Annotated in this window: 15 protein-coding genes; 6 read left to right on the top strand and 9 right to left on the bottom strand. The window is 51.8% G+C overall.

Going from position 1 to position 18,626, the window contains the following annotated elements; translation table 11 throughout:
* Window position 1 precedes the first annotated feature (1 nt).
* Genes ACMYSK_RS14300 through ACMYSK_RS14275 form a run of 6 tightly spaced genes read right to left on the bottom strand, consistent with a single transcriptional unit; the run spans window position 2 to window position 7,908 of the window.
* Entirely contained in the window at window positions 2-1,375 is a 1,374-nt protein-coding gene (locus ACMYSK_RS14300; protein ID WP_434636241.1) for a capsular biosynthesis protein, read from the bottom strand.
* Window positions 1,366-2,583 carry a lipopolysaccharide biosynthesis protein gene (locus ACMYSK_RS14295; RefSeq protein ID WP_434636240.1) on the bottom strand — a complete coding sequence of 406 codons (1,218 nt, stop codon included), beginning with the start codon at window positions 2,581-2,583 and terminating at the stop codon, window positions 1,366-1,368. Before ACMYSK_RS14295 ends, ACMYSK_RS14300 begins: the two co-directional genes overlap by 10 nt.
* Window positions 2,580-4,676, bottom strand: coding sequence for a GumC family protein (locus ACMYSK_RS14290; protein WP_434636238.1), 2,097 nt, complete (start codon window positions 4,674-4,676; stop codon window positions 2,580-2,582). Before ACMYSK_RS14290 ends, ACMYSK_RS14295 begins: the two co-directional genes overlap by 4 nt.
* A gap of 1 nt (window position 4,677) precedes the next feature.
* Window positions 4,678-5,232 (bottom strand): polysaccharide biosynthesis/export family protein, encoded by a 555-nt coding sequence (locus ACMYSK_RS14285; RefSeq protein WP_434636236.1) that lies wholly within the window; start codon window positions 5,230-5,232, stop codon window positions 4,678-4,680.
* On the bottom strand, window positions 5,229-6,515 hold the full coding sequence (locus ACMYSK_RS14280; RefSeq protein WP_434636234.1) for an outer membrane beta-barrel protein: 1,287 nt from the start codon (window positions 6,513-6,515) through the stop codon (window positions 5,229-5,231). The genes ACMYSK_RS14285 and ACMYSK_RS14280 overlap by 4 nt, the downstream gene beginning before the upstream one ends.
* Window positions 6,505-7,908: an undecaprenyl-phosphate glucose phosphotransferase gene (locus ACMYSK_RS14275; protein WP_434636232.1), complete on the bottom strand. Its 1,404-nt coding sequence runs from the start codon at window positions 7,906-7,908 to the stop codon at window positions 6,505-6,507. Before ACMYSK_RS14275 ends, ACMYSK_RS14280 begins: the two co-directional genes overlap by 11 nt.
* Window positions 7,909-8,419: 511 nt before the next feature.
* On the opposite strand from ACMYSK_RS14275, the gene ACMYSK_RS14270 reads away from it, so the two are divergent.
* The gene (locus ACMYSK_RS14270) at window positions 8,420-8,767 is read left to right on the top strand and encodes a hypothetical protein (RefSeq protein ID WP_434636231.1); all 348 of its coding nucleotides are present in this window, start codon (window positions 8,420-8,422) and stop codon (window positions 8,765-8,767) included.
* Between the two features lie 70 nt (window positions 8,768-8,837).
* Here the strand turns inward: ACMYSK_RS14270 and gabD are convergent, their stop codons facing one another.
* Window positions 8,838-10,286 carry an NADP-dependent succinate-semialdehyde dehydrogenase gene (gene gabD, locus ACMYSK_RS14265; RefSeq protein WP_434636229.1) on the bottom strand — a complete coding sequence of 483 codons (1,449 nt, stop codon included), beginning with the start codon at window positions 10,284-10,286 and terminating at the stop codon, window positions 8,838-8,840.
* Between the two features lie 557 nt (window positions 10,287-10,843).
* Here gabD and ACMYSK_RS14260 point away from each other — a divergent pair.
* The 4 genes from ACMYSK_RS14260 (at window position 10,844) to ACMYSK_RS14245 (ending at window position 15,186) form a co-directional block, all read left to right on the top strand.
* Window positions 10,844-11,800 (top strand): TRAP transporter substrate-binding protein, encoded by a 957-nt coding sequence (locus ACMYSK_RS14260; RefSeq protein WP_434636227.1) that lies wholly within the window; start codon window positions 10,844-10,846, stop codon window positions 11,798-11,800.
* 74 nt (window positions 11,801-11,874) lie between these two features.
* Window positions 11,875-13,749, top strand: coding sequence for a TRAP transporter large permease (locus tag ACMYSK_RS14255; protein WP_434636225.1), 1,875 nt, complete (start codon window positions 11,875-11,877; stop codon window positions 13,747-13,749).
* Window positions 13,750-13,957: 208 nt separating this feature from the next.
* Window positions 13,958-14,722, top strand: a complete 765-nt coding sequence (locus tag ACMYSK_RS14250; RefSeq protein WP_434636223.1) for an SDR family NAD(P)-dependent oxidoreductase — start codon at window positions 13,958-13,960, stop codon at window positions 14,720-14,722.
* 44 nt (window positions 14,723-14,766) lie between these two features.
* Window positions 14,767-15,186, top strand: coding sequence for an RbsD/FucU family protein (locus ACMYSK_RS14245; RefSeq protein WP_434636220.1), 420 nt, complete (start codon window positions 14,767-14,769; stop codon window positions 15,184-15,186).
* Between the two features lie 58 nt (window positions 15,187-15,244).
* Here ACMYSK_RS14245 and ACMYSK_RS14240 read toward each other — a convergent pair whose 3' ends face one another.
* Window positions 15,245-16,294: a LacI family DNA-binding transcriptional regulator gene (locus ACMYSK_RS14240; RefSeq protein ID WP_434636218.1), complete on the bottom strand. Its 1,050-nt coding sequence runs from the start codon at window positions 16,292-16,294 to the stop codon at window positions 15,245-15,247.
* Window positions 16,295-16,656: 362 nt separating this feature from the next.
* Window positions 16,657-17,706, bottom strand: coding sequence for an alpha/beta hydrolase (locus ACMYSK_RS14235; protein WP_434636215.1), 1,050 nt, complete (start codon window positions 17,704-17,706; stop codon window positions 16,657-16,659).
* A gap of 225 nt (window positions 17,707-17,931) precedes the next feature.
* Between ACMYSK_RS14235 and ACMYSK_RS14230 the strand changes: the two genes are divergently transcribed.
* Window positions 17,932-18,621: a heavy metal response regulator transcription factor gene (locus ACMYSK_RS14230; RefSeq protein WP_434636214.1), complete on the top strand. Its 690-nt coding sequence runs from the start codon at window positions 17,932-17,934 to the stop codon at window positions 18,619-18,621.
* Window positions 18,622-18,626: the final 5 nt, after the last annotated feature.

Here is an 18,626-nt window from a genome sequence, read left to right as displayed (position 1 = left end):
ATTAGGTACCGGAATTCAAACGGACAGAGCGGTGGATGACAATCAGCGCCCCAAGGGCCAACCATAATAAAAACTGTAGCATGGGAATGATCATCAGGATCTGACTATAGGGAAGGCTAAGCAAGCAGCCGATTGCAAAGACATAAAATGCCGGAGCTGAGCTGAGAAGCTGTAAATCTTCACGTTTCAGGTCATAGCGTGAAAATGTCTCTTTTGGCCGCATCGAGATAAGAATCGAGGCTATCATGGCAATAAAAAGTGCAACGCCAATAATACCGACTTCCCAAAGCAACATGCTCAACGATGTAGAGTCGAGAATCAGGTGGAACCAGGCGCCAATATAACCTGGTGATACGGTACTCCCGCTATTGGTGGCATTCAGGCCATAACCGAACAGCATTCCACCAGGGCCGAAAAGTTCATTGTGCTGGAGCCAGAAGAAAATAGTGGTAAAGCGTCCCAGCTCGCCGGTATCCATGATGTAGTTAGTATCAAAGATATACCCGAGAGAGTCGACAAATACAGAGAACGCGCTTTTTGTCGGATCGCCGCCAAACGCGGCGGAATAGTTGGCGGCAAGAATGGTAATGGCGGAAAAAATCAATACCACCATTCCCGCGGCAATAATCAACAGCGAACGCAGGCTGACTTTGCTGACGCCGCTGACGTAACCGGGCATGATCCACAGTAAGACCAGCAGGAAAGGGGAGAGCAGAATGACGAATTTAACTTCACCAATGATGCAGAGCACAAAAGCCAGCACGATATGAATCACCATGGATTTGAAAGTGCAAATGCCGTGCTTAAATTCGGACACTTTTAACAACATGATCAGCAGGCAAAACATCCCCATGGCGGCAGTATTCCCCCCGCCCATCGGATCGCCGCCGAACGTGCCCACAACCGAATCCCACTTTTCATCTTCACCGCGTATCGCGACGCGTTTTGGCACCACAAACAGAACCTGATAGATGGCAATTGGGAACTGGACGTAAAACAGCCAGTAAAATAACTGGGTTAGCCGGTGCAGCTGAGACTCACGGAACATACCGAGCAACATACAGAACATCACCAGCGACAGCGCAAGTTCGTTCTTAAAGCCGACGATAGTCGTCACAATTCCGGACTGCAAAACCGTTGAGGAGAGGCTCAGGATAATAAATGTCAGATAGAGGGCGAGGACCAGCTTTTCACGTGTACTGAGGGTAAGCGGCTGCGGATGGCTTTGCATCATCAACAGCACCACCATGATCAGCACCATAAAAAACGGTAGCCACAAGACTGCCGCAATACCGGTGAAATACTGAACGGTGCCGCAGAAGACAATGGTCATCAGGGCAAACGCTTCCAGATAACGACCGGTATTCAGCTGCATGCGTTCTGCTCCTGCAAGGCGAGTTTCTTCGCCCTGGCGTTCATTTTCAGCAGGATGAACAGGTAGCGTACGCTGGTGAGTATCGAAAAGGTCAGCAGCGAAATCTCATACCCGATGCCCATTTTCGGCATCACGACAAACGCCACGCCGATTATCAGCAGTTGCTCCAGCTGGATGCGCAAGAAGTAACGCTTTGAGCCAAAAATCAGCTCGATGACGGTCAATGGGCTGACGGCCAGAGCGGCAAACAGGTAGGGGAGCATATAGCGTGATGTCGGGATGGAGTTGAGCCATTCCTGGCTGAAGCCCAGGCGCATCACCAGCGGATAGAAAATCCAGATCCCCACGATGCAAACCAATGCAGCAGCTATCAATAATAAGCGGACCTTTTTATATTCATGATAATTAAAGGTGTTATGGCGAAAATCCATCGACCATTTTGAGAAGATAGAGTTACGCACCGCATTGCCAATGATCATAACCGGCGACAGGCAGAAGCGGCTGACAACCGAAAAATAGCCGGCAACCAGTGGTGAAAACCAAACGTTAATCAGCATAGTTGGCAGGTTGTTGCTGGCCATGGCCAGCACTTCTGCACTGCCCACCCGGCTGATATGTTGCCAGTGTTCGCGGAGAAAGCGCCCATTCATTGTGGGAGAAAAATGCGCCAGCGTCAGCGTTCTGAAGTTGAACAAACGTAGCAGGCAGGCGCCAAGTAGCAGCAAAATTCCGATCATCCACGCCAGATAAAACAGGGTTGTGTTGGGCATGACCAGCAGTGCGATCGCCACAACCAGCGAGACAGCAATGCGCTGAAAGGTCAGAAACTGGTAATTTCCGCCTCGCAGCGATAAGTTTTCAGCAATCAATACCAGCGCATAGCCTAAAGTCATCAGATAGAGAAAGGCGATATTGAGATCAAAAATCAGTCCGGTGATGACCGCCCACGGAATGGCCATCACAAGGCTTTGTAGCAGGCAAAACACCACGTTTTGCCCCAGCTCATGATCTTCCTGGCGGGGAATCAGTAACTGTGAAGCAAAAGTACAGACCTGCGCGCCAATGAGCACATTGCTGTAAATCATCGCGTAATGTCCCACTTCCGCCATGCCGTAGCGATGGGAAATCAGCCAGACAGAAAATGCGCCGATCAACTGCGATAAGACGGAAGAGCTCGCGATGGATGAAATGCTTTTAATTAAATTCATAAGCTCTGCTTCGGAGAGATAAGTTCGCGCATACCGCGTTCAGGAAGGCGTCGACCTTCCTGGGTTTGCAGATTTTCTTCTGTCACCTGGTTGAGCATGCAGGCTACGTGAAGATTACCGGCAGCACGCAGTCGACTATCGGCATCACGAATGCGTCCCGCCTGCTCAGCGGCTTTCACCACCAACAGAGCAATATCGACATGCGGGGCCAGCAGCAGGCTATCCTGGGCCAGGCTTAGCGATGGGGTATCGATGATCACCGTGTGGTACGTCTGCTGTAATGATTTCAGGAGAGCAGGGAGCTTCTCCGAGGTCAGCAACAATAACGAGGAATCGCTGAGCTCACCGCGAGGCATAACATCCAGGTTTTCCCCCAACGAAATCACCGCCTGTTCCCTCTGGCATCGCCCGTTGAGATACTGACTAAAACCGTCTTTATGCTGTGGCCATCTGGCTGATAATCCAGTGCTGGTGAGGTAGTCCAGGTCAATCAGCAGGGTTTTGTGGGCTTTACTGTTAGACCAGGCCAGCAGTTCAGCAATGAGGCTATTGCCCGAGGATGAACGGACGGCCGTGACCAGAATGATGCCCGGACGCGCGATTTTATTCAGCAGCGCCAGGCGCAGGCTGTGGATCATGTCGGCATACAGCACGTCGCGAAACGCTGTTTTCGCATTTTCCAGATGCGGAAGTTGCGGGAATTCGCCACTGGCATCAAGCATGGCTTTGGTTTTCAGTTCGCTGATGTTGTTCACCGTTTTATCCAGCGCGGTGCTGACTATCAGGTACATGACATACACGGCCAGCGCCATCATCGCCGCCATGACGATTAATAAGCCGCGGTTAGGCTTCGATGGTAAATCTGGCGGAACGGCTGCGTCATAGATAACCTCATCTGCGACGGAAAACTGTTCGGATAATTTTTGCTCGTTGGCGCGCTGATATAACGATTTGTACAGCTCTTCGGTTTTATTCAGATCCGTGGTCATGGCATTGTACTTATCACGTTTCGCCGCCAGTTCCTGGAAGTTACCTTTTTGCGCGTTGAGCATCTGCTGATATCGTTGCTCATCATCCAGCGCAATCTGGTACTGCTGGCGTAAACCGTTTAACAACTCGCCGAGTACTTGCCCGATCTGGCCGTTGACCACCTGCAGCTGCGCCTGAGCCTGGCGATATTTGGGATGATTCGGACCATAGTGTTTTGCCGCTTCCGATAAGTTACGACGGGTTTGGGTTAACGCAATCCGCAAATCCTGTATCTGCGGGTGACCGGAAATATCCGGCAGTGAAATGATTTCTTCCGGCGTTTTCCCCTGCTGACGGCGGACTTTATCCCAGATAGTTTGCGCCTTCAGACGGCGCTGAGTGGCGTCAGCAAGTTGATTGATGGTGATCCCGAGCTGCTCGGTTTCATAACCATCCATACTACGGAACGTTAATAATCCGTTCTTTTTCAGAAAATCATCGATGTCAGCTTTTTGCTGCGCCATCTTGTTTTTCAGGTCATCCATCATTTTTTCGTTCCAGCCCTGGGCCTGAAGCAACGATTTTTGCTTCAGTTGCAGACTGTAGTCGATGAATGCCTGAGCAACGCCGTTGGCAATAACAGCCGCTTTCTCAGCCGATTTGGCTTCCATGGAAACCGATACCAGCTGGGTGGTTCTGACGCCAGAAATTGTGATGTTTCTTTGCAATGCCCGGATAGCATTGTTGAGTTTAGTGGCGTCGTCCAGACCGTTACCGCCGTTGAATTCCTCATCCTGATCGAGCTTCAGGGTTTTGATTGCGGATTCAAGGACAACTCGTGACTTCATTAATGCATATTTTGTTTCGTAGTAGTCGCTGCGGGTGGAATCATAGTTCTCTAGTCGCGGCAGCGGCGTGACATCCTGAGCCTGAGCTTTAAACAGCACCGTCGCTGTCGCCGTATAGCTGGACGACATAAATCGTGTCAGGATAAACGCAGCCACTCCCGCCAGAATGACCACCAGCAGGCACCAGATAAGCTTGTGCTTAATTTTGTTGAAATAGGGTGTAAAGTCGATAACACCTTCTTTCTTCTTCCCGTTTTCTACTAATGAAATTGCCATATCAGAAGAAGCTCATTCCAATAATAATGGTATCCCCGGCCTGAATGGCGGAGTCGGCGGCGACATTCTCCAGCAGCTTACCGCTGCGTACCTGGCGAATTCGGATGTCATGGCGGTCGGCACGGTCGGTGAAGCCCCCGGCCAGCGCAATAGCTTTTTCAGCCGTTAAACCGGGCTCCCAGGCGTAGCCGTCAGGTTTTTTTACTTCTCCTAACAGGTAAATCTTACGGTATTCGGCAATGCTGACGGTCACCATCGGCGCCTGCAGGTAATTGCCGCGCAGCTTATCGGCTATTTCCTTACTGACCTGTTCCGGCGTTTTGCCTTTCAGCATCAGAGAGCCAATGTAGGGGTATTCAATATTGCCGCTGTTATCAATTTTCACGCGCATCGTCAGATCCTGTTCACCAGATACGGCAATGTTGACCTCATCACCTTGATCCAAATGATAGACGGCATCCGGCGGATTTTTGACCGTTTGTGGCGGAGCCGAGCAGCCGGTCAGCAACCATGCCAGAAGAGGAATTACTGCCAGTTTCCTGCGAGTTAGGATCATATCTGTACCTGCGTCATAAAAATAATGGCCGAATCGTTGTAGCCCAGTGTGCGCTCGACGGCATGGTCGTAGTCTGGGCCAATATAAAAGACATCCGTATCTTTATTGGAATGCATCGTGTTCCATTGCAGCTTCAGCTTAAAATTGATGGATGGGCGATAATCGTAGTTAAAAGTCAGCGATAAAAGATTCGACTGGTCTTTTCGCCCATTGGATTGATGTTTGTAGTCTTCGGTAATGTAAGAATAATCGACCAGGGTTGAAAAACGATCCACCAGCCAGTGATGTTCATAGCCCAGGCCGAAATTAGAAACCAGGATATAGCCGCCGGAGTCAGAAGGGTCCTTAATGCGCTGTGAACTGTGCAGGTTGAGTTTTATCTGCTCAAGAGGCTTCCAGTCCGCATTAATATCCCAGTTCAGGCCATTAAACCCCTGTGAATCAGGGTTATGGATAAAATCTTTGTATAGCCATGCCACGTTGCCATTAATCTCTGTTTTACCTGAAAGGCGGTTCTTCATCCCCACCAGCAGATAGTATTCATTGGTATCTTTTAAAGGATTAAGTTCATAGCGACGTTGGTTAGTAATAAAACTGTAGCGATAGCGCAGCGTTTTGGCTTTCTGATCAAAAATCTCGGCAACCAGGCTGTTTTCATGCCATTCCTGATCGCGCATATAGTAATAGAAGTCAGCGTCGGCGGCTTGTACGTCAGAGAGATCGCGAAAGCGGAGCTGTTTATGGAGCAGCGCCAGCTCGGCTTTACCACGCCCCTCCGGAGCACCGTAGCTGTAGCGTAATTCGCTATTGAAAAAGCGCGTGCTGAGCGGTTTGTTGATGCCAAACTCTTTAAACTGCTCTGGCAAAAAGCCCAGCGTGGTATCCAGACCGCGTTCTTCGTGGCCAAACGTCTCATCAAGATCCAACGACAGCCCGTGCATTTTTCCGTAGCGCCAGCTGCCATTGAACATGAAAAAATGGTTGCTGCGGTTATCTGCGCTATCGCCGGTGTAGTTGCGGTAATCCCCTGAGTACATCAGCAGGTAGCGATCTTCATAGCGCTGACCAATGGCTTTCAAAACAGGTTTAATCGTCTGATAACCCGATGAGATTTTATTGTCATCTGCCCGCTGCCAGGTCACGTTATCATTGTAACCGACGTCATAGCCCAGCTGGCTCTCGAAGTCGATGCCCGCGACGCCCGTATGCGGTTTTGCCTGTAGGTCAGCATACCCGTGAGGGAGATACAGCAGACCGGTCAGAAAGATGAGCCTAGAACGCATTTTTCCCCACAAACCCACGGAAGAAGGTCAGGAAGATAATTTTAAGATCGAGGAATAACGACCATGACTGGATATATTCCAGGTCGTAGCGAATGCGTTTTTCCATTTTATCTAACGTGTCTGTCTCACCCCGGAAGCCCCTGATTTGCGCCAGTCCGGTGATTCCCGGCTTCACTTTGTGGCGAATCATATAGTTATCAACCAGGACACGGTATTCCTCATTATGGGCAACCGCATGAGGGCGGGGACCGACAATCGACATCCGTCCTTGCAGTACATTGATAAATTGCGGCAGTTCATCGAGTGAGGTTTTACGTAAAAATGCACCAAAGCGGGTAATACGCGGATCGCCTCGGGTGGCCTGCTTGACCACAGCGTTGTTTTCCATGACCCGCATTGTTCTGAATTTCCAGACCGGAATTTGCTTACCATTCAATCCATAACGGTTTTGCTTAAATAAGACTGGCCCGGGGGATGTTAATTTTATCCCGATGGCGATAAGCAGCATTGCAGGCAAGCTGACCAGGGTGAAAAATGTCCCGAGAATGATATCTTCAATGCGTTTTATCAGCGCGCCTTCGCCATCAAAAGGCGAGGTAAAGATACTGATCGTCTGAATATTGCCAAACATGCGAAGCTGCGAGATGTGTGAGCTGTATGAAAACAGATCCGGGACCAGAAACACGTCAACGGTGGTATCGGAAAACTCGTTAAGAAACTGGCGGATACGCTGCTGAGCCACCATTGGCAGGGCAATGTAGATTTCATCAACCTTATCTGCTTTTGCCAGCGCGAGTAAATCGCGCGAATTGCCTTTCTGCTCAATGCTGATGAGGCGGCTATCGCGTTGATTATTCCTGTCCTCAAAGTAACTGATCTCAATCCCTTTTTTAGAAAACTCATTTAACAGCGCGTGTTCGATGGCCAGTCCTGCGGGGGTAATGCCCAGTATTGCCACGTGGAGTTTTTTTCGATTGAAAAAGCATCTGATAATTAATCGGATGATCAGTACGCTGGCAAAGATAATGATTGAACATTGGCTCAGCGTTTTTGCCAGAAGAAGAGTATCGGCCGTTGAGTGTTTATTCAACAATATTTCGGCGAGGACAAAAAATACAAATGAGAGAATGCTACTAATGCATACGCTCAAAAACAGGCTGGCTGATTTGGTGAATAAATGTTCTCTGAACTGACTTGAGTAAAGATGCAAATGCTCATTACTGCGAATGAATACTAATGAGTAGATAACACCGAGAAGGGCGGATGCAGTTGATGGTTCAATGAAAAAATACTTTAGATAAATAAATACCAGGGCGTTGACGGTGAAAAAATCCAGAAGCTTCATCAACTTGCTATAGCGGGCATTGTAAATTTTAATTTTGCTATCTGCCATTTTCTTCTCGTTTAATAGAGTTAATTAAACAAAATAATACATGCTTTAAATCTGCGTATGGTGCCTGGTAATTATTCACATTTGTAATAATTGGTGAGCACTCATCATTATAGCTTATAGTTCATATCATGTCGAATAGATGCGTATTTAAAATGAAATTCGCTTTGAAAATACACTGTGAATCTAATGTGAAAATATTTTACTATTACTGCTATTTATAAACATTCCGTCTGGGTTTTATTATGCGGCGGAAATAATCGTATGCTAATAATAACGGCATTGTTTTCCTTATGCGTTGTTGAATACGAGGGGAAAGATGCCGGACGATTTATTGTGCGGGGAGAAAAGAGCAAAGCAGGAAAGAAAAAAAGGAAAACTGGGATCGGATTATTCTTAGAATGGGGCAGTGTGGGAAAAATATGCCTCCTGGGAATGTGTAGGCTGTGTATCCGTGTTACCGTCTGCAAATAGTCCTGTAAATTTTAAGATCTTTATGAAAATCATATTACTAATGAGTTTAATAAGCCTGTTTCTTTCTCCTGCATTTGCGGGCACCGCGGTGAAGCTGTCCTGCTCGTTACGCAAAAGTGTGACTATCTCTAAATTCCATTACAAGCTGTCGACCATGAAATGGGGGGATCACTTCCAGGTCGCCTCCGGCATAAGACAGGCACAAACCAAAAGCAATGTCCCTTTTCGTATTACCCGTTTTCAAAATGGTGACGATCTGATCTTTTTCCCGGACAGCCAGGCCTATTTTTTCTTCTATTCGGGAATGGCGACGCCTGACCACTGTATTGTCCAGGAGACGTATTCCTATCCCGTTGTTGAGCTTCCGCGCTACAAGAAGCCAGCGTAGCCTGCCATGCAAACAGAGCCCGGAAGAGGATCCCTTTCGGGGCTCTGATGCGTCATTGGGCCGTCGTGAATTAAAGTCCAATACACATATATTTGATTTCTAAGTAGTCTTCAATTCCATACTTCGAACCTTCGCGACCCAGACCGGAGGATTTTACCCCACCAAAAGGCGCGACCTCGTTAGAGATAAGGCCGGTATTGATACCGACGATCCCGTACTCCAGCGCCTCCCCAACGCGGAAAACGCGGCTCAAATCTCGGGCATAGAAATAGGCGGCGAGGCCGAATTCGGTATCATTGGCCTGATGAATCACATCCGCTTCATCTGAGAAGCGGAACAGAGGGGCCAGCGGGCCAAACGTCTCTTCTTTTGCCACTTTTGCATCGACGGGAACATCGACCAGAATCGTCGGCTGGAAGAAGTTGCCGCCCAGAGAATGCACTTTCCCGCCGGTGATGACCCGGGCGCCTTTCCCGACGGCATCGGCGATATGTTCCTGCACCTTGGCAATGGCTTTCTCATCAATCAACGGTCCGGTTGTCACACCCGCCTGTAGGCCGTCACCGAGATGCAGTTTGTCCACCGCCTGCTGTAGTTTTTCGGCAAAGCGCTCATAAACACTGTCCTGCACGTACAGACGATTGGCGCAGACGCAGGTCTGCCCGGCGTTGCGAAACTTAGAGGCCATGGCGCCGTCTACCGCTTTATCCAGATCCGCATCATCAAACACGATAAACGGCGCGTTGCCCCCCAGCTCCAGCGAGACTTTTTTGATGTCCTGGGCACACTGCGCCATCAGCTGACGGCCGATTTCCGTGGAGCCGGTAAATGACAGCTTGCGCACCAGCGGGTTGCCGGTCAGTTCATTACCTACTGCGCTGGCGGAACCCGTCACTACGTTAAACACCCCGTCTGGGATCCCGGCACGCCTGGCCAGCTCGGCCAGCGCCAGCGCGGAAAACGGAGTCTGGCTGGCCGGTTTGAGTACCATCGTACAGCCCGCAGCGAGCGCCGGGCCGGCTTTGCGGGTGATCATTGCCGCCGGGAAATTCCACGGGGTGATAGCGGCGGTAACGCCAATCGGCTGTTTAATCACGATCAGGCGCTTATCGGCCTGATGACCGGGAATCGTGTCGCCATAGATACGTTTTCCCTCTTCGGCGAACCATTCGATAAATGAAGCGGCGTAGCCAATCTCGCCTTTAGCCTCCGCCAGCGGTTTACCCTGCTCCAGCGTCATCAGGCGGGCCAGATCGTCCTGGTTTGCCATCATCAGATCGAACCAGCGGCGCAGGATTGCGGCGCGTTCTTTTGCCGTGAGCTGGCGCCAGGCGGGGAGGGCTCGGTGGGCGGCATGGATGGCGTCACGCGTCTCTTCTGCGCCCATTTTAGGGACTGATCCCAGCACCTCGCCATTCGCCGGGTTGGTCACCGGAATCACGTCGCCGGTAATGGCTTCACGCCACTCGCCATTGATAAAAGCCTGCTGGCGGAACAAGGTCAGGTCATTCAGTTGCATGATTATTTCCTGTCTCAGAACGGTTAACGGGTGAACGGAATGCTCCAGCGTAGCGGAGAATGAAAAGCGGCGTTTGCGATAGCCTTCACGTTTACGGGCGGCGATGGCCGCGAATCCGCTGATGGCCCGCTACGCATTATTCAGCCCCTCTTTGTTGCTGCGTCGGTCCCTGTTGAGTGTAGTCGCCAGAATCAGACGGTGGCACCGACTAAACAGTGACTAAACAGCAAAGACGACGTTTTCATGATGTAAAACCAGCGGCTAAATTCGCGATACCAGCCACAAAATTCACACTTCATACCCGATGAAGCGGGTAAGCAACTTGCTTTTATCTGGTGAGACGAATACGGTCTGTAACGTTACACTAAAACGTTACAGAAGAAATTTACCCTCCGGTTATGACTGAAGTCCCTGGCGATTTAGCGAGGCTCGAAGGTGCTACAGACACCTCAACGGTACGTGAAAGGATAACGATGATGAAAATGACACAGTTTTGTTCGGCCAGACGTTTTTTAGCTTTTGCTTGTTTGAGCTCGGCCCTGATTGCGGGGAGTGCGGTGAGCACCGTAGCCCATGCGGCGCTCAACTTCCGCGTGTATTCTTCTTTGCCGGCGGACGAATCCTCGGCGCACTATATTTGGTTCAGCCGTTTTCAGGAAAACCTTAACAATAACGCAAAATTGAAAGGGCAAATTAAGCTCAATTATTTTGCCAACGGCATGTTGGGAAAAGAGGCTGATGCGACTCAGCAGGTCCGTATTGGCGCTATTAATATGATGATTTCCGGGACTTCCATCTGGGCCACGTTGGTACCTGAAATGGGCGTCCTGGATCTTGGTTATTTATTTAAAGATTACAACCAGGTCGGGAGGGCGTTGGACGGAAAAGCGGGAGAGAAACTCTCCGGGCTAATGATGGATAAAGCCAACGTGATGGTGCTTGGTTACGGCTTTAACTTAGGCGCCCGCAATATTTATACGAAAAAGGTAATTGAAAAGCCCGAGGATTTAAAAAACCTGAAAATTCGCGTTTTGCCGGTGCCTAATTTTATCGCCACGCTGAACCATATGGGCGCGGTGGCCATCCCTATGCCGGGCGGTGAAGTGTACTCCAGTCTGCAAATGGGCGTTATTGACGGCGTTGAGCACGATGCCCCGACGATTTATGCGAGTAAATATTATGAAATCGTCAAAAACGGCACCCTGACCCGCCACAGCTACAACCCGCTGATGATTGCCATGAATAAAAAGAGTTTCGCACAAATCCCGCCGGAGCTGCGCGCGGACGTGCTGGCGGCGGCAAAAGAAGCAACCGACTACGAGCGCCTGCAGGCAGGTAAAAAAGAGCAGGAGGCGATAAAAAACCTTGAAGCGAAAGGGGTGACGTTCCGCGAGACCGACCGCCAGTACTTCTATCAGCAGGTGCAGCCCGTGTGGCAGACGTTCCTCAAGCAGTACCCGGATATGAAGCCCATCGTTGATGAGATTACCGCGGCGGCAAAAGACCCGTCATGATCGGCACCGCTTGCCCGGTCGTGATACGGCGGCGGTAAGCGGTGAGATTGGCAACCTTGTGGAGAAGATTCAACATGGCTGATATCTCTATTAAAGCAAAGGATGAGTGCGTGGCCCTTGCGCTATTGGGCAAGCTGAGCCGGTTTTTAACCACCTTAACGGCCTGGGCCGGGGCTCTGGCACTGTTTATTAATGTGCTGGTGGTATTTGCATCCGTTATCTGGCGCTATGCGCTGCACTCCCCCATTCACTGGGCTGAAGAAGTGGCCCGTGCGTTGATGATTGCCCTGGTGTTTTTCGGCGTGGCGACCTCGACGGCGAAAGGCGGTCATATTGGCGTCGATCTGTTTCTGCGTTTCCTGCCGGAACGGGTGCGTCCATATGTCGTTCATGCCAGCCGCTGGGTCTTGTTTCTGGTCTCGGTTGGGCTCGTTGTTTCCAGCTATGACCTGGTGCAGGCCGCGCGGCTGCAAACCACCGAAACCGGATTGCCGCAGACGATCTATGTTATTCCGGTACTGATCGGCTCGCTGGTCATGATGGTCGCGGCGCTGGAACTTGCTCTGCGCGAGCACATCCGGGTTGTACTGCTCAGCGGCCTTGGCATCGTGGTACTGGCCGCCATCGGCTATATGAAACTCTCGCTGATGGCCGATCCTGCCAGCGCCGCGGCGGGGCTGATGCTCATCTGTTTTGTGCTCGGTATTCTGGCCGGGGTGCCGATTGCGTTTACCCTTGGTTTGTCTGCCATGGTGTTCTTTATCTGCGATCCGTCATTACCGTTTGTCTTTTTCTCCCAGCAGGTAGCGGCAGGCGTAGACCACTTTGTTCTGCTGGCGATTCCGTTCTTCTTGCTTGCCGGTGCCGCGATGGAAATTAACGGGATGTCGACGCGGCTTGTTGAACTTATCGTGCGTGGGATGGGGCGCTTTCGCGGCGGCCTGAACATGACCACCGTGCTGTCGATGGCCTTTTTTTCCGGGATCTCCGGCTCTAAGCTGGCGGATGTTGCGGCGGTGGGTGGGGTACTGATGCCTGCGGTACGTCGGGCTAAGCAGGATGGCGAAGAGGCCGCAGGGGTGTTCGCCGCATCGGCGGTGATGGCCGAAACAATTCCACCTTGCGTGAACCTGATCGTTATGGGTTTTGTCGCGAACATCTCTATTGGCGCACTGTTTATTGCGGGTCTGGTCCCCGCCGTCTGCCTGCTGGTACTGCTGCTGATTGCCGCCAACCGTTTTGGCGGAAAAATCAACGTCAGCGAAGCGTATCCGGTATTACGGCCGCGCATGCAGCTGTATCTTGGCGCTGCGGTGGGTCTGGTGATGATCTTTATGATTGGCCGTGGCGTGATGATGGGGATTGCTACATCGACTGAGATCTCGGCCTTTGCGGTGATTTACGCCATCGTCGTTGGCCGCCTTGCGTTCAGGGAACTGACGTTTAAAGCCACGGTGAAAATGTTTATCGATATCGCCGCCATGTCTGGTGTGCTGCTGTTTATCGTGGCCTGTGCCACCAGCCTTTCCTATGCGCTAACGATCCAGATGATCCCGCAGCAAATTGCCCAACTGCTGGTCAGCATTGGGGTTGAGCAGGGAGCCTGGCTGTTCTTGTTATTAACCATCGTTATTCTGGTCATTTTTGGTGCGGTTCTGGAGGGGGCGCCAGCGCTGATTATCTTTGCGCCGATTCTGGTGCCGATCGCCGTTCAGCTGGGTTTCAGCCCACTGCATTTCGGCATCATTATGATTATGGCGATGGGCTTTGGCCTCTTTTCACCCCCTATTGGGCTCGGCCTTTATACCACCTGTGCCATTTGTGGCGTGGAGATGAAACATGTTATTCGGCCAATGGCGAAATATCTGGCCGTTGTATTCGTCGGTATTATTATCGTGGCAATGGTGCCGCCATTAACTACATGGTTGCCGGGACTCGCCGGGTATTAATAGTGAACTCAGTCGCTAAAGGTGCCGCATTATTTAAGCACGGTTAAAAGACGCGTTCTGCCCGTATCGGCAGGGTGCAAGAGCAACATCGTATCGCTCAGGCTCTGATATTTAACACGCCAGCCGGTGGGGATAATAACGTCCTGAATATCTTGCGGATAAATATCATATGCCGATAGCGGATTTATTCTGAACAAAGGAGTATGCAATGGGGTCATTAACGGGAAAGAAAGTTTTTATTACCGGTGCCGAGCAAGGTATTGGCAAGGAGACCGCGAGAAAATTAATTGAGGCTGGATGTGATATCTATATTCACTATTTCAGTGGTGAAGAAGGCCCCAGAGAATTAATCACCCTGGCACAGCAGCGAGGAGGTAAAGCGGCCTGTGGCTATGCGGATTTGACCAATGAAGCAGATGCCGCGCGCTGCGTTGCCGAGGCGGCGGCGTTTTTAGGTGGGATCGATATTCTGGTGAATAACGTCGGGGGGATCATTGCCAGAAAATGGCTCGGTGAGATTGATTCGCAGTTCTGGCACACCGTGATTGACGTCAATATGACCACCATGCTCAATGTTACTCAGTCGGCGTTGCCGTGGTTAAAAGCGGCGGCTGACGGTGCGAGCATCGTCAATCTTGCCTCGCTAGCCGGACGATCCGGCGGGCACTCCGGCTCGCTGGTGTACTCGATGACCAAAGGTGCCGTGCTGACGTGGACGCGCTCGCTTGCCGCCGAGCTTGGCGAGTATGGCATTCGGGTGAATGCCGTGGCTCCGGGGTTGATTCTGGGGACCCGTTTTCATAACCAGCATACGACACAGGCCTCAGCCGACCGGACCATCGAAGAGATTCCGCTGGGCAGGGCCGGTACGCCTGAAGATGTCTCTCGGGCAATCTGTTTCCTGGCCTCTGAATACGATGGCTTTATCTCCGGGGCGACCCTGGATATTAACGGCGGTATTTACCGGGCATAAACCTGTGGGCGGGTTGAACCCGCCCAAATGAAGAGAACGTATTGATGATAAAAACAGATATCATTCACCCGGATTTACTCCAGGCGCTGGCCCAGTGTGGTCACAAGGCCAATATTCTTATTGCCGACGCCAATTATTCATGTTTAACGAACTCTTCGCCGCGGGCGAGGATTATTTATCTGAATTTCTCTGTGGGTTTAATTAGCAGCGTGGTGATCCTGCAAAAAATGCTCGGGTACATTAATGTTGAAAATGCCGTGCTGATGTCCAGCCCGGATGATTTTGATAATACGATTGCACGTGAATATCGCCGCCTGCTTCCTGATACTACCGGGCTGGAATATGTTGCCCGCGATGTATTTTACGCGCTGGCAAAATCGCCGGATACCCTGCTGGTGATCGCCTCCGGTGAAACCCGACGCTTTGCCAATATTCTGCTTACCGTCGGGCCGACGCTGGTGTGAGCACTGGAGAAGAAGCCCTTGTTCTTCTCCCGCCACAGTGAAAATACAAGCGTATGCTTCAGCGCTCAGGGGTATCGCGTACCGACTGACGGCATACCAAAGAAGGGGTAAATAAAAACTCCTGTGGCGGGAGCGCCGGATTTTCCGTCCGCTCAATCAGTCGTTTCACCATAACCTCCGCCATCTCAGCCAGCGGCGGCATCACGGAGCTCAGTCTCGGGTAAACCAGCCCGGATAGCGGGATATTATCGATACCGATAATGGAGATCTCTCCCGGCACGCTAATCCCGGCTTCATGCAGGCCGGCCATCAGTCCAATACCGAGCGCGTCATTTATCGCCACAATGCCGTCAGGGCGTTGCGACTGCCGGCAGATTTTTTGCGCCAGGGAGCGGCCGAGTTCGGTCATTTCCGCGTCGCCGTAGGCCGCCATGGTCTGCTCTTCGACAATCATACCTTCACGAAATAGCCCATGATGCTGCACCGCGCTAAGAAAACCTTCAATTTTATGGGCGCGGCTCGGAATCATACCGGCGACGGTGGCGAAGGTCAGATGCCGACACCCGCGGTCAATTAGATGCTCTGCTGCCAGGCGGCCAGCTTCGACGTTATCCATGGAGACGCTGTCGAGTGCCAGACCGCCGGAACCGGCGCTTGCCGGCATACGACCATCGTAGTTGACCATGATCATGCCCTGATCGGCGGCGCGTACGAAATGCGGTTTCTCAATATCGCCGGCGGCGACAATGATGCCGCGCACGCCGTGGGCGAACATATCTTCCAGAAAAGCTTCTTCTTCTTCAATCTGGCGGTAGGTGTTACCGATCAGCACGCGATACAGTCGCTTTTTCGCCGCCAGATCCACTTCACGGGCCAGCGAGGCGAAGCTGGGGTTAACGATGGACGGGACCAGCAGCCCGATCATTCTGGCCTGGCCCGTTTTAAGCTGTTGGGCAACGCGATTAGGGAAGTAATTTAGCGTTTGCATACTTTGCTGAATGCGTGCCAGCGTCTCTTCACGCATCTGATCGGTACGCCCGTTGAGCACGTTGGATACGGTACTGACGGAGACGCCAGCATGCTTTGCGACATCGCGAATGTTTGCCATACAGCTCCTTTGCAGCAATGGTGAGTGGCGGGCTAAGGGCATTATCCAGGCCTCTTTTTGCGGAGTCTGCAAGCCGCTTCCAGCATCGCTTTCTTTATGGGGGATCATCAACAATAACGGTTTAGTGTAACGTTACAGCTGGCGCTGTCAATGCGATTGCGCGCGGCAGGTGATTTATGCTGTACGGCGCGAATACGGGGAAGGTCGGCGTTGCGCGATGTTCGTCTGAGTCAGGCTCAGACCCGATTGATGAATTTTGCTCATAATGCCTATCCTCGTTCAGACCATTATCTGAGGCATTATCCTCGGTAATATAAGCCCGGCGCACCTCTGGCGCCGGGATGCCTGACGATAAGCAGGGCCTAAATGTTTTTGTCGAAGAAGGTATCCAGCTTACTCATTGCCCGGTCGACATAGCGGGGCACCCAGTAGGTTTCGATATGGGTGGCACCATCAATAAGGTACAGCTCTTTATTGTTTGTTCCGGTCGCTTTTTTGAAGGCGCTTTCGGTCATATAGAGCGAGTCTGCTTTTGAGCCGGCCATCATTAAAAGCGGCTGATTGATGAGATCCATATTGCTTTGCGCATCAAAGCTCATCAAATCCAGCAGGCTGCTGGTGGTATAGCGGAACGTTGAGTTGGGGTGGGCGTGGGTTTTGCCGTAATACTCGTAACCCTGGCGATACAGGTCGAACGGGAGACGGGCAATTTGCTCGGCCGTCAGCTTCGCGTCACCGGAGTAGCTCACCTCGCCGGTGGTGACCTCTTTTTCACGGGCGTCGCTGGCTTGCTTCAGGCGCGCCTGGATCGTATCGAGCTGCGAGTCCTGATACCCGTTGCGGCGCACAAGGCCTGAGTCGAACATACTCAACGTTGCCAGCGCCTTAAAGCGCTTGTCGGTCTGCGCCGCTTTTAACGAATAGCCGCCGCCGCCGCAGATACCCAGCAGGCCGATGCGCGCGGCATCCACGCCCGGATACTGACTGAGGTAATCCGCCATGCCGTGAATATCTTCAATACGGTTTGCCGGTTTATCCACGCTGCGCGGCATACCGCCGCTGGCGCCTTGATAAGCGGCATCTGCGGTGATGGTGATGTAGCCATGTTCGGCCAGGCGCTGGGCGTACAGTCCGGCAACCTGTTCTTTCACTCCGCCGTTGGGGTGGGCGACGACAACCGCCGGATACTTTTTGGCTGGATCGTAGTTTGCCGGGGTGTAGACGTTGGCGGCGATCTGAATGCCGTGCAAGTCATATTTAACCGGATGGATATTGACCTTCCCCTGGACATTTTCGGTTATGGCACCGTCATAAGTCAGAGTAAAAGGGTTCTGTCTGTAATCGGCGGCATGGGCGGAAGCCATACCGGCTACGGCCGTCAGCAAGATGGCATTTAACAAATTGAATTTCATGGTGTTCTCCCAAAACAGAGGGCGGCCTGATTTGCCAGGCTCGCGATATTAACGATGCCGGGTCAGAGTAGGGAGAGGGGACTGTCAGCATCATGACAGGGACATAACAATTCTGTCAGCTTCCCATAGCTGACAGGAATGTCAGAAAAATGTCAGCCAGATGTCGGGCGGGAAACGTTAACATCGCCACTGTACTCAGGCTGCCGCCAACGAAAAGGAAAGAAGATGCGCCTGTTGTTAGTTGAAGATGAAGAAAAAACATCGACTTACCTGAACCGTGCGCTGGGTGAGTCCGGATTTACAGTTGATGTCTCCGCAAACGGAGCCGAAGGCCTGCACTATGCGCTCGAGTTTGATTATGACGCCATCATCCTCGACGTCATGCTGCCGGGTATGGACGGCTATCGGGTGCTGGAAGGCATTCGGGCCAGCAAGCAAACGCCGGTACTGATGCTTTCCGCGCGCGGCTCGGTAGACGAACGCGTGAAAGGTCTTCGCCTCGGCGCCGATGACTACCTCCCGAAACCTTTTTCACTGATTGAGCTGGTGGCCCGTATCCAGGCGCTGGTCCGTCGTCGGACAACGGACGGTGCCGATATCACGCAGTTGCACATTCACGATTTGCACCTTGACCTGCTGGCCCGCCGGGTGTTTCGCGCCGGGATCCGGCTGGAGCTGACGGCGAAAGAGTTCTCTTTACTGAGCCTGCTGGCGCGTCACCAGGGGGAGATTTTGTCGAAAATGATGATTGCCGAGCAGGTCTGGGATATGAATTTCGACAGCGATGCCAATGTCGTGGAGGTGGCCATCAAGCGCCTGCGCGCCAAGGTGGATGCGCCGTTCGACGTCAAATTGCTGCATACCGTTCGCGGAATGGGCTATGTCCTTGAAGTCCGCCCTGAAGCCGAGAATTAAGTGAA

Origin of the sequence: Klebsiella sp. I138 (genome assembly GCF_051131765.1) — a bacterium.
GTDB lineage: Bacteria > Pseudomonadota > Gammaproteobacteria > Enterobacterales > Enterobacteriaceae > Klebsiella.
Note: the sequence above shows the minus strand (reverse complement) of the source record. Positions and strands in the feature narration are given on the sequence as shown.

Bases quoted from the DNA above. Each gene is read 5' to 3' on its own strand.
- ACMYSK_RS14300 (WP_434636241.1), bottom strand. From the start codon at position 1,375: ATGCAGCTGAATACCGGTCGTTATCTGGAAGCGTTTGCCCTGATGACC.
- ACMYSK_RS14295 (WP_434636240.1), bottom strand. From the start codon at position 2,583: ATGAATTTAATTAAAAGCATTTCATCCATCGCGAGCTCTTCCGTCTTA.
- ACMYSK_RS14290 (WP_434636238.1), bottom strand. From the start codon at position 4,676: ATGGCAATTTCATTAGTAGAAAACGGGAAGAAGAAAGAAGGTGTTATC.
- ACMYSK_RS14285 (WP_434636236.1), bottom strand. From the start codon at position 5,232: ATGATCCTAACTCGCAGGAAACTGGCAGTAATTCCTCTTCTGGCATGG.
- ACMYSK_RS14280 (WP_434636234.1), bottom strand. From the start codon at position 6,515: ATGCGTTCTAGGCTCATCTTTCTGACCGGTCTGCTGTATCTCCCTCAC.
- ACMYSK_RS14275 (WP_434636232.1), bottom strand. From the start codon at position 7,908: ATGGCAGATAGCAAAATTAAAATTTACAATGCCCGCTATAGCAAGTTG.
- ACMYSK_RS14270 (WP_434636231.1), top strand. From the start codon at position 8,420: ATGAGTTTAATAAGCCTGTTTCTTTCTCCTGCATTTGCGGGCACCGCG.
- gabD (WP_434636229.1), bottom strand. From the start codon at position 10,286: ATGCAACTGAATGACCTGACCTTGTTCCGCCAGCAGGCTTTTATCAAT.
- ACMYSK_RS14255 (WP_434636225.1), top strand. From the start codon at position 11,875: ATGGCTGATATCTCTATTAAAGCAAAGGATGAGTGCGTGGCCCTTGCG.
- ACMYSK_RS14250 (WP_434636223.1), top strand. From the start codon at position 13,958: ATGGGGTCATTAACGGGAAAGAAAGTTTTTATTACCGGTGCCGAGCAA.
- ACMYSK_RS14245 (WP_434636220.1), top strand. From the start codon at position 14,767: ATGATAAAAACAGATATCATTCACCCGGATTTACTCCAGGCGCTGGCC.
- ACMYSK_RS14240 (WP_434636218.1), bottom strand. From the start codon at position 16,294: ATGGCAAACATTCGCGATGTCGCAAAGCATGCTGGCGTCTCCGTCAGT.
- ACMYSK_RS14235 (WP_434636215.1), bottom strand. From the start codon at position 17,706: ATGAAATTCAATTTGTTAAATGCCATCTTGCTGACGGCCGTAGCCGGT.
- ACMYSK_RS14230 (WP_434636214.1), top strand. From the start codon at position 17,932: ATGCGCCTGTTGTTAGTTGAAGATGAAGAAAAAACATCGACTTACCTG.